Source organism: Jannaschia formosa, assembly GCF_003340555.1.
GTDB classification, from domain to species: domain Bacteria; phylum Pseudomonadota; class Alphaproteobacteria; order Rhodobacterales; family Rhodobacteraceae; genus Jannaschia; species Jannaschia formosa.
Window position 1 is genome coordinate 1 of record NZ_QPLJ01000047.1, and the last position, 11,037, is coordinate 11,037.

At 65.5% G+C, this 11,037-nt stretch carries 8 protein-coding genes and 1 pseudogene; 4 read left to right on the top strand and 5 right to left on the bottom strand.

Annotation, left to right across the window (positions count from 1 at the left end):
- Positions 1–118 (top strand): annotated as a pseudogene (locus DR046_RS22085) (IS5/IS1182 family transposase); the annotation flags it as partial.
- A 14-nt stretch (positions 119–132) separates the two neighbouring features.
- On the opposite strand, the gene DR046_RS22090 reads toward DR046_RS22085, so the two are convergent.
- From DR046_RS22090 to DR046_RS22105, 4 genes are all read right to left on the bottom strand, one after another.
- The gene (locus tag DR046_RS22090) at positions 133–1,842 is read right to left on the bottom strand and encodes a GIY-YIG nuclease family protein (protein WP_115384524.1); all 1,710 of its coding nucleotides are present in this window, start codon (positions 1,840–1,842) and stop codon (positions 133–135) included.
- Between the two features lie 43 nt (positions 1,843–1,885).
- Entirely contained in the window at positions 1,886–2,374 is a 489-nt protein-coding gene (locus tag DR046_RS22095) for a hypothetical protein (RefSeq protein ID WP_115384525.1), read from the bottom strand.
- A gap of 500 nt (positions 2,375–2,874) precedes the next feature.
- Positions 2,875–4,278: a KAP family P-loop NTPase fold protein gene (locus DR046_RS22100; RefSeq protein ID WP_135227377.1), complete on the bottom strand. Its 1,404-nt coding sequence runs from the start codon at positions 4,276–4,278 to the stop codon at positions 2,875–2,877.
- Positions 4,278–6,479, bottom strand: coding sequence for a WD40 repeat domain-containing protein (locus tag DR046_RS22105; protein WP_115384527.1), 2,202 nt, complete (start codon positions 6,477–6,479; stop codon positions 4,278–4,280). The genes DR046_RS22100 and DR046_RS22105 overlap by 1 nt, the downstream gene beginning before the upstream one ends.
- Positions 6,480–6,545: 66 nt before the next feature.
- Here DR046_RS22105 and DR046_RS22110 point away from each other — a divergent pair, with 66 nt between their 5' ends.
- Genes DR046_RS22110 through DR046_RS22120 form a run of 3 tightly spaced genes read left to right on the top strand, consistent with a single transcriptional unit; the run spans position 6,546 to position 10,782 of the window.
- Complete coding sequence (locus DR046_RS22110) at positions 6,546–7,478, top strand: hypothetical protein (protein ID WP_135227378.1); 933 nt, start codon at positions 6,546–6,548, stop codon at positions 7,476–7,478.
- A 56-nt stretch (positions 7,479–7,534) separates the two neighbouring features.
- Positions 7,535–8,491, top strand: a complete 957-nt coding sequence (locus DR046_RS22115; protein ID WP_115384529.1) for an AAA family ATPase — start codon at positions 7,535–7,537, stop codon at positions 8,489–8,491.
- A gap of 2 nt (positions 8,492–8,493) precedes the next feature.
- Positions 8,494–10,782: a WD40 repeat domain-containing protein gene (locus DR046_RS22120; protein ID WP_115384530.1), complete on the top strand. Its 2,289-nt coding sequence runs from the start codon at positions 8,494–8,496 to the stop codon at positions 10,780–10,782.
- Between the two features lie 52 nt (positions 10,783–10,834).
- Here the strand turns inward: DR046_RS22120 and DR046_RS22125 are convergent.
- A partial coding sequence (locus DR046_RS22125) for a transposase (RefSeq protein ID WP_209313643.1) occupies positions 10,835–11,037 on the bottom strand: 203 nt, incomplete at its 5' end.

Here is an 11,037-nt window from a genome sequence, read left to right on the forward strand (position 1 = left end):
GCTCAAGAACAGTCGCCGCGTGGCAATCCGCTACGACAAGACCGCCACCAGCTTCCTCGGCTTCGTCGACATCGCATGCATCCGCTTGTGGATCCGACGTTTTGTCAACACGGCCTAGATAATGGAGATTCTCTACAGTTTTCTGTTTTCACAGTTTCTGACGTGGAGAGGCTTTACCCCGTTGAAAAGGGTCATCCCTGAAGCCTTGCGTGCTTCCATATCCTCCTTCGGTGTCATCCAGGCGCAATTTGCCGGAACAAATCCCTGACGCTTGTCGATCCTGACGAAGCGGTGCCTCGGTGACGGGGCCATGCCGACGTCTTTCAGCCAGACATCGAAATCGGCTCTCCATGCGGGATGCAGATCTACACCGGGAAGGAAATACTTCGACCGGGGGCTGACAGCGTCCTTCATGCCTGACCAGGCCTTGTACTCCTTCGTCTTGACGCGAGACTCCCCCTTTTTCGCAGGCGCCTTCACGTCCAGCTTCCCCATCTGAAGCCGCTTGGCAGCAGCCGACCTGCTGATATTCCGTGTCTCCATGACATACTTGATCGCCGCTTTCTGGCTTTCGAAGCGCTTTCCGTCTACGTCGCATGGCTTTTTCAATGAGCCGCCGGTCGAGCCGCCGCGGTTGAGGTTGAATCCATCGGGAGCGAGAGTCTGGAAGCGGTCAATCCATTCTCTCTCAAGGCGCCTCAGTGTCTCAGGAGAGTCTGCGACGTCGATTTGTTCGATTTCGAAGTCGTCGGCACAGAACTCCCTTATGGCATGATGAAGGGATGCGTCGGAGGAGATTGATTCGTTCCTCGCCTGCTGGACGTGGGAGGCCCATCGATCATCGAGTTTCTGCACGGTCTGTCCGATGTACGACCTTCCTGTCGATAGTTGCGTCACCTTGTAGATGGTGCCCCCCGCGAAGCCTGGCTTCGGGTCTCTATTGAAGGCTTCTTCCGGCGATAGACCTTCCCTGACCCACCGGGCGATCGTCGTAGGTGAGGCCTTCGGTTGAAGCTGTCGGCACGCTTCCTCGATATTGGGGTAGAATGTGCCGTGGACGGTCAAGGCAGTGGCCGTTTCCCGGTCTGCACGGACGAAACCTTCCCGCAGGGCTCTCTCCTCTGGCATACCGGCCAAGACGCGCTTCTGGATGCGCCAGTAGTTGAGGCCGAGTTCCTTGCACCTCTCCTTGAGGCTTCCCTTGCCCTTCGCCTCGTTGGCGCAGATCTTGCACCCCTTGCCCCTAAGATGGTTGGCCGGGTCGTGGTGAAAGGGACCATGATCGGGGCAGTGGATCGTAACGGGATCCCGAAGGCTTCGATAGACCGTCCCTGAGTAGTCGTAGCGGTCTCCATGGGCCTCCCTCGCGCGCTCGACGAACAAAGCGGTCGCTTCCGCAACCGTGATCCGTTCGCCGTGAGCATTCTTCGATCCGCGGCCAATCTCGGAGCGACATTCCATGCAGCCAGTATGGCCGCCCATGTGAGCGCTGACGTCTTGCTCGAATTCGCAGGCGTGCTCGCGGCACCGAATGGACACTTTCGCTTGGGTTCCCGGGAAAGGATCGGGCACGAGGCCGTAGTCATATCGCTCACCATGGTGCGCCTGAGACCGCTTGATAAAGTCTTCCCGGGTAATCTTCTGGCTGTCGAAGTAGCATTTCCGACATCCAGTCCCTTTCATGTGATGGCCGGCCAAAACGTGGAAAGGTCCATGCTCCCGGCAGATCACGGTGACCTTCTCGCCCGAGTTGACGTAGGCGGTTTGCGAGTAGTCGTACCGGTCGCCATGGGCGGACCGAAACCGGCCCAGGACGTCTTCCTGCGTCAGCTTCCTCGGCACGATGTCTCTCCATCCTGACCCGGTTGGTTTCTGGTCGCTTTCCTCACGCGGCCTCACCCGCCTCCCGCACCGCCCTCCGGAACATCAGGTCCATCAGCATCCGGCGCGCCTCCTCGTCCGTGAGGAAGGCGTTGCGCATCTCGTTGTCGCGCTGGAACGCCTGGATCGCGCGGCGCATGAACTCCGTGTCGAAATGCGGCCGCACGTCGCCCGGCGCGTTGTTGCGCAGCCGCGCCGCCCAATCCTCGTCGGCGACGATGTCGGCGCGGGCCGCCTCGAAGCGGACGTAATCCTCCTCGCTGAAGTCCGTCCCGTGCCGATCATTGAAGGCCGCGATGATCTCAGAGAGCGCCCGCGTCTCCTCCTCGGTGAACGGGTTGCCGAAGGTCCACGTCTCGTCGAGCGGCCGGATGCGCCTGCCCTCCCTGGCCCTGCGCAGCACCGCACCATTGTCTCGCGCGAGGTAGGTCTCCCCCCGATAGGTGATGCGCAGTTCCGTCTGGAAGGCGTCGATATCCGCAACCTGGATCATGGGTTCCCTTTCGCTATCCTCCTGATCTCCTTCGCATCGCGGGCCTGCGGTCAAGGCCCCGAACCGTTCGCTCCAGAGGGTTGCCGGAGGATCGGGGAACGACGGCCCCGCCTGAGGGCGCCGTTCCGGGGACTTTCGGAGATCAGTGCCAGCGGGCCCTGTAGCCCGTCATAGCGCGTCGGGATGCTCCGGGAGGGCCCTGGTGACCGCGACGCCCGCGCCCGTCTCCCGCGAAGACCTGGCACCTGAAGAAGGACGGCAACACCCACGACCCGGCGCGGTGCCTCCGGATCTACGTACTGCTTCGATCCGGCGAGCCAGCAGATCGTGGTGGCGGACAGGGGCGCACTCCAGTCGTGAGTATTCACATTGGCTCAGAACACGCACGCGTCGTCGGCCTCGACAGTAAAGTCAGAGGCGGTTTGGGAAATCTAAACGTCCCGTTGAGTGAATGCCATGCGCGAGGTCAGCATGATGCCGTGACCCCCGGAGGACTACTTCTAGTCTCCGTCGTGATGCCCGCCCGCACGAACAATCTCGGTCAATCCGAGCAACCCCGTCAGCTCGCTATCGTCGATGGCTCCGAAATGCGGCTCCGATCGCAGGAGCTTCGTCAGCGTCTCGTCAGCCAGCAAATGATCTGCCCCATCCGGCAGTTTTCCCCTCTTCTGCGCCGCGTCCTCGATCGCTTTCAGCCATGATGGGCCAAATCGCGTTGCCAGCCGGTAGGCCTTGCGGTGGAACATCTGGAGGACGATGAGTTTGGCCAAGCGCTCGCGACGTGTCTTGCGCGCATCGTGGGCCGTCGAGCCCTCCAACTGCGCTGCCAGCAGCAGCACATTGAGTGCACGCTTTAAGGAGCGGGGGTTGGGCGGGATAAACGCCAAGGCGATCGTTCGCACATCGTCGATCACGCCCGTAGGGTCCTGTTGCGCCAAGTCGTCCACCAGCCCCGCGATACGCTCAGCCGCGGGCGCAGGCAGGCGGAATGGCAGCTGGATCACCTTGTCGAGGTAGTCGGACGGTTCGAAGGGCAGCTCGGTCCCGCCGCCGCGATAGCGCACGCCGATACCTGTCTCGACCACATCGGGATCCATGCCCAAAACAAACACGCAGCCCTCCTGGTTCAGGAACAGCTTGATGGCCTCGATGGCCGAGACCGCGTCCTCCGGTAGGCACCGGTCGAGGTCGTCGACGAACAGGATCATCCGGCGATCCTTTCCGATCCCAGCGAGGGCGAGCGCATCGCGGAAGGCGCGATGGAACTGGTCAAGCGAGCGAACCTCGGCGACGTAGCGCTCGCGTTGCTCGCGCTCGATCAGCGCGACCGCCTCGCGCGCGTCCTCGCCGGTGACGAGCTCCTTGAAGCGGACGAACGGGCCCTTGCCCCCAGTCGCGGCGTCGGACAGCCCCGCGGTGGCCACCCGCAACGCCAAGTCGGCTAGCAGCGGCGGGGCCGCGCCCCAGTTGACGCGCGGATCGCCCTTCTCGTGCAGGACCTGGGAGCGGTAGAGGCTGTCTTCAAGCTCATCCAGCTTGTCGCGCAGCTTCTTCTTCGGCTCGGGCAACGGGTCGGTCGTCAGGCCCTCGGCCTTGCGCAGGCCAGCAGTGATGTTCAGCAGCAGGGCCCGCCAGAGGCTGTGCTCCTGGCGGGCGTAGGTCCAGGCGTCGAACCACAAGCTGACATCGCGCGCGCCTCCCCGGGCGAGCGCATCGCGCCGAAGCTCATGTTTCAGCAGCAGCATCAGGCTCGTCTTTCCGGTGCCCCAGCCGCCCAAGACACCGATGGTGAGCGGCGTCTCGACGGAGGGATTGTCGAGCACCGCGCACAGCGCCTTGGCTGCCCGGGTCCGGTCCAGCCGGTCCAGCTCCGGCTTCTCGATGGCGTTGTCCCCGAAGATCATCAGCAGACTGGAAGCCACTGACAAAGAGAGTAGATGGTTGATGGTGCGCCGCCCTCTTCCAAGCCGGGATCATCGGCCGCGGGTCGCTCGAACACGGTGGCGTTCTCACGATCCTCGCGGTTCGACCCGTCCGTGAAACGCCTCCTCTCCCTGAGGACCAGTCGGTCGGGTTGCGGCAGGATCAGGGTGGCGTCGGAGATTGCAAAGCCGTCGCCGCGCGTATAGTCGACTACGCCGTCCTCGATGTCATCCTCAACGATGACAGAGTCTTGGACGCAGTCCGTGGGGGAGCACGAGCCGTAGGTTTGGACTAGCAACGCCCCGGCCGTCCCGCCGGCAGCGGCGGCGACCTCGATGCGCGTGATGTCCCCGGGGTCCGGGTCGATATTGACCCACTCGCCCAGAAAGTCCTCCGCGTTGACATCACGGACTAAAGGTGCCCACAGCCGGGCGGTGCCGTCCGCCGACCCCGTGGCGAGCCGCGTCCCGTCGGGCGAGAAGGCAACGGACCGCACCCCCTCCTCGCGCCCCTCCAGAATGGCCAGCGCCTCGCCCGTGGGCACGTCCCACAGCCTTGCGGTGCCGTCGTCCGACCCCGTGACCAGCCGCGTCCCGTCGGGCGAGAAGGCAACGGACCACACCCAGTGCTCGTGCCCCTCCAGGGTGGCCAGCGGCTCGCCCGTGGCAGCGTTCCATAGCCGGGCGGTGCCGTCGTCCGACCACGTGGCCAGCCGCGCCCCGTCGGGCGAGAAGGCAGCGGACCGCACTCGATCCCGATGCCCCACCAGAGTGGCCAGTGGCGCACCCGTGATTGCGTCCCACAGCCGGGCGGTGCCGTCCGCCGACCCCGTGGCCAGCCGCGCCCCGTCGGGCGAGAAGGCGACGGAGCGCACCCGATCCCGATGCCCCTCCAGGATGGCCAGCGGCGCGCCCGTGGTCGCGTCCCACAGCCTGGCGGTGCCGTCGTCCGACCCCGTGGCCAGCCGCGTCCCGTCGGGCGAGAAGGCGACCGAGGAAACCGGCCACCTGTGCCCATTCAGGGTGGCCAGCGCCTTGCCCATGGCCGCGTCCCACAGCCGGGCGGTGCCGTCTACCGACCCCGTCGCCAGCCGCGCCCCGTCAGGCGAGAAGGCGAGGGACCGCACCGACTCCCCGTGCCCCTCCAGGGTGGCCAGCGGCTCGCCCGTGGCCGCATCCCACAGCCGGGCGGTGCCTTCGTCCGATCCCATGGCCAGCCGCGCCCCGTCAGGCGAGAAGGCGAGGGACCGCACCGACTCCCCGTGCCCCTCCAGGGTGGCCAGCGGCTCGCCCGTGGCCGCATCCCACAGCCGGGCGGTGCCGTCCGCCGATACCGTGGCCAGCCGCGCCCCATCGGGCGAGAAGGGGATAGAGCGCACCCAGTCCCCGTGTCCTTCCAAGGTGGCCACCGTCGCCCAGTCGGACCAGTCCAGGATCGCCTCCGCCCTGCGCGGCGGAAGCAGAGCACCGTCCCCCTCGACCGAGAGCACCCGAAGGACGTCGGGCGGATAGACCAGCTGCGGCAGCGGGCCGAAGGCCAGCGCGGCGCAGCCGGCGCAGGCCAGCAACGTGGCACCTCCCGTCAGCAGGACGTCCACCCCGAGCGCCCGCCGCAGGGTCAGGCGCAACCGCCGCGCTAAGCTCGGAGGCAGCTTCAGGTCCTCCGGCTGCACCCGCCCACCGGTCATGAACGCGACGTAGACGCGGTCACCGTCCTGTGGCTCCGGCGGGAGAACCGCGCGGGCGAGCCGCCGCATCAGCGGACCGCGCTCCGTGTCGTCCGTGAGGAGGGCATCTGTTAGACGCCGCCACAGGTCCGGTCGCCGCCTCAGCGGCAGCCGGCTGCCCCCCTCCGCAGACGCCAGACGGTCAAGCATCTCGAAGATTGCCTCTCTGACGACCCTCTCGAGGGCGGGGTCAATGCGCTGGACCAGAAGCCGGCGGCGCACGCGCGGGATGAAGCCCTGGCGGAACCATCGGTGGCGAAACAGGGCGCGGTGCTCGTCCCCGTCGGGCTCGGGCCGCCTGACCGCCTGTGCCAGCCGACGCCCGAGATGGACCGAGAGGCCGAACTGGAGCGCCGGATACACGGCGCAGGCGCATAGCCACTGGAACCCGAACGGCCCCAACGCGGTGCGCAGCGCCTCGATCTCCTCTTCTGGCGATGTGCCGGCGTCCGTCACTCGACAAGGCTCCACTGCGTTGGCAATGTTAATCCCATCATAGACGAGCACCGGGTGGTAGCAAACGTGATCTCGCTGAAAGGATTGGCGGCCCAGATTTTTGGGTCCAGGACGCCGGGCACCCCGCAGAGCTACCACGATAAGGTGGGGGATGCTCCGGTGGCCCTGCCTGTGCCAGCTAGGAAAGCCGTTATCGACAACGCGGCCATGTTCTTGGATCGCAAGACGCACATCGACCACATCTTCGAAGCGCTCGACGATTTCCGCTCGCAGGGTTCGAAGAAGCCTCTCCTCGTGCTGACCACAGCGTGTTACCGTGACGGCCTGAGCGTCATCTACGAACGGGTATCGCAGTTTGAGGCTTATCGCCGGCACCAGTGGCGCGTTCAGGAGTTAAGTCATATTTCCGAGGTCGACTGGACCGTGGACAACGGAAAAGCCTTGATCGCCAAGTTAAAGGAGGAGCTATGGGCGCGGGGTCTTCATGAAGAAGGCTCGGCCCAGCATGGAACCGAGCACTTCATGATTACGCGCACTAAGCTGATGACGCATCGCCAGTTTCCCACCGAGAAGAAATGCGAAGAACTCCGGCACAGCCTACAGACCTTCGCGGACCAGCACGCCCGCCTCGTGCTACCGTCAGGCCATATCCTTATCACGTTCGTCGAGTTCGAAGGCGAGGAGCTCAGCAACAACGAAACATGCCGGATCGTGAAGTTGCTGGAGGATCTGAAGGGGGACGCCCACGTCATCCTCGATCGTCCGCCGCTGATCTACTCGCACGACATCGTTTCCTGGGCGGAAGACGTGGTCAACCTGATGCGTATCAGTAGACACGAGACGAAGCGTGCAGATGTCTTTAGTTCCTTGAGGTCCGCTTTGGCCAACTACTACGACGAAAAGTTGATGCTGGGCGCCTACTTTCACGATGTCCAAAGCTCAGTGACCCGGCACGCGCGGGAAGAATATCAACACTGGCGCGAGACGGAGGCCGCTTGACGCGCTGGTCGCTAGCAGAGCACCGGGGCGATGATCCCCGGGAGGCAGAGCTTCCGATGCCGCTCTTGGCCGGCGCGGACGACCCGGCGCTCTACGACGCCGACCCGGAACTTCTGGAGGCCGCGAGCGTGGCGATCCTGCTGGGCCAGCCCTTGCTGCTGACTGGGGAGCCGGGCTGTGGCAAGTCCACCTTCGCAGACCACATTACGTGGCGGCTCAAGCGCGGCTTGCGCGCCCTGAGGGTCGATGGCCGCTCCAACATGGAGTTGCGCGATCTCTTTTACACCTACGACGACGTCGGCCGCTTCCGGGACCGCGACGGGGACGAGCGGCCGGCGGCCTACCTGACGCTGCAAGGCCTCGGCGAGGCGATCCTCCGCGGCTCCGACCCCGAGAAGACCGCGGATCTCCGCAACGCACTTCTGGGCAACCGAAATGGCGAAGGCGCGAGGTGCGACCCTATCGCCCCGAGCCGCGACGTCGTGCTCTTCGACGAGATCGATAAGGCGCCCCGCGACGTGCCTAACGACCTGCTCGGCCGGCTGACGGGCGAGCGCGTCTCCTTCCAGATACCGGAACTCAACACCGGCGGCGGCGCCCCGGTGGAGATCGTCGCCCAGAGCGAGCACCAGCCGATTATCATCTGTACCAGCAATTCGGAGCGCTCCCTGCCCGACGCGTTCCTGCGCCGGTGTGTCTATCACCACATCGAGACGCCTACCGGCGCTCGACTGCGGCGGATCATCGAAATGCGGGTGTTCCGCGGCAGCCAGCCGTCCGACGCGCTCTTCCGATCCGTCGAGGTACTGTTCGCGGCGATCCGGGAACGCTCGCCGAGGAAGAAGCCTGGCTTGGCCGAACTGATCAGCTTCGTGATGCTGCTCAGGGAAGAGGGGTGGAAAGCGGATGACGAGTTGACCGGAACGAGATGGAAGCCGCTCGCCGCATTGACGTTGCTGAAGACGCAGGAGGATCGCCAGAACGCCGAGTACCTCCTAAACATTTCGGCTTGAAGATGCCGGGTTATGTCCTCCCGTCGGCGGATCGCTTCTGGCAGCTGCTCATGGCAATGCGGGCAGAGTTCGGCCTTGACCTGCATCAGCTCGAGGCCGCCGTTGCGCTGCATGCGGATGCCGTTGTCGAAAGCTTGACCGGTCAGCAACTGGCCGCCCGCCTAACTCCGGTATTTGCAACGGACCGTCAGTCAACGGAAACGATCCGCATGCGGCTGAACGCCGTTCTGCGTGCCGAGGAGCCGAGGGCCCCGCCGACAGCTGCGATGGGGAAGTTGGAGCCAACACGCCGGCCAGCATTGCTAGGGGCGATTGGAGCCACCGCGGCACTCGCCATGATGTTGCTCATTTGGGCAGTGTTGCCGCCCTCCCCAGAAACGTCGGGACCCGAGAGCCCCGGGGAGAGGAGGACGCCTGCCCAGGGAGAGCCCTATCCGAGCCTTCAGCTTGAGCTGCCGACGCGATCGTACTGGGCGCAGCCTGTTGAGACGCCGGATCCCCGGGTCGAGCAGGTTCACCTTTGGCAAATCGCGCTGACCACGTTGCCATTCATCGCGATCCCAACGGGATCCTGGCTACGTCGGCGGCGCAGGAGCCGTCTCGGTACGATTGGACTGGAGGATCATGGTGTCCGCGACGGCCGTAGCCTCGCGAAGATCGAGGATCCGGACGCGCACCTGTTTCGGACTGAGCCGTTCCGCGCCACCGCACAGGCACTGCGCCGGCACATCCCTGTGCCGTCTCGACGACTGGATGCCCGGCGTACGATCGAGCGCACGATCCGACATGCTGGCCTCCTCACTCCCGTCCGCGGCGATCGTCTCGCCTTACCCGAACACCTAGTGCTGATCGAGCGCAGTGGACTGCGCGATCATCTCGCCGATCTTCACCACTTGGCGGTGGCGCGCTTGCGGGAGGACGGGGTGCAGGCGCGTGCCTTCGACTTCTGGGGCGATCCACGAGCGATCGTGGCGCGCCCTTCCCGGTCCGGAGCGACTCCGGAGCCCATGAGCATCGAGTCGCTCTCGGGCACGCGGCGGAGCCAACGGATCGTTGTGCTAGGCAGCGCCTCGGCCTTCGTCGAGCCGTTCTCCGAACGGCTGGCGCCCTCCGTTGAGGCCTTCGAGGCCTGGGACGCGAGATCAGTGCTCGACCCGAACCGCCCGGCCGAGCCGATCTGGAGCGAGACTGATATGCAGCTTCCCGAAGCCGGCTGGGTGATCGGAACGACGCGCCAGGACAGCCTGTCGCGCTATGCCGAAGGTCTCGACGGAGATGATCCGTTCGGCCGCCTGCTCGTCGGCCACCCCGACCCGGACCCGCGACGCGCGAGGGTCAGAGTGCCGGTGGGTTGGCCCCTAGCCAGGATACGCCATGATGGCAGAGTACTTTCCGTCGCCTTCTCGCCCGACGGGGCGCGGTTGGCCACGGGATCGTGGGATGCCACCGCCCGGCTATGGGGCACGGTCACGGGCGCGCCATTGGCCACCCTGAAGGGGAACAACGCCGGGGTCCTCTCCGTCGCCTTCTCGCCCGACGGGGCGCGGCTGGCCACGGGGTCGGCGGACGGCACCGCCCGGCTGTGGGACGCGGCCACGGGCGAACCGCTGACTGCCATGGAAGGGCACGGGGACTGGGTACGGTCCGTCGCCTTCTCGCCCGACGGGGCGCGGCTGGCCACGGGGTCGGACGACCGCACCGTCCGATTGTGGGACCCGGTCACGGGCGAACAGCTGGCTACCCTCAGGGGGCATGGGGGTGCGGTACGATCCGTCGCCTTCTCGTCCAACGGGGCGCGATTGGCCACGGGGTCTATGGACGGCACCGCCCGGCTGTGGGATGCGGCCACGGGCGAGCCGCTCGCCACCCTAAGGGGGCACGAGGGCACAGTATACTCCGTCGCCTTCTCGCCCGACGGGGCGCGGCTGGCCACGGGGTCGGAGGATGGTATTGCCCGGCTGTGGGACCCGGCCAGGGGCGAGCCGCTCGCCACCTTGGAAGGGCATGGGAGCTTTGTGTTCTCCGTTGCCTTCTCCCCTGACGGGACGCGGCTGGCCACGGGGGCGGATGACGGCACCGCCCGGCTGTGGGACGCGGCCACGGGCGAGTTGCTCGCAACCCTGGAGGGGCACGGACGCTTGGTGAACTCCGTCGCCTTCTCGCCTGATGGGACGCGGCTGGCCACGGGGGCGGATGACCGCACCGCCCGGCTGTGGGATGTCGCGACAGGCCAAGAACTGACATCGATCAGCAGGCAGGTGACCGAGCAGGCATTTGTGTCGAACCCTTGATCGACTCCGTTCGATTGTCGATCTATTATCCTTCGGCTAAAGCGTTTTGCTTTTAGCATGACGCGTATCCTGTTGCTTTGAAGAAGCTCCAGCACTCCTCGGGATCGAAGATGCCACAGATATCGCCGAGCGCCCGGATGAGCGTATCGTAGGTCCGCGCGCCGATGCGGCGGAGGTGGGCTTTCAGCTTGGAGAAGGCCATCTCGATCGGGTTCAGGTCGGGCGAGTAGGCCGGCAGGAACAGCATCCAGCAGC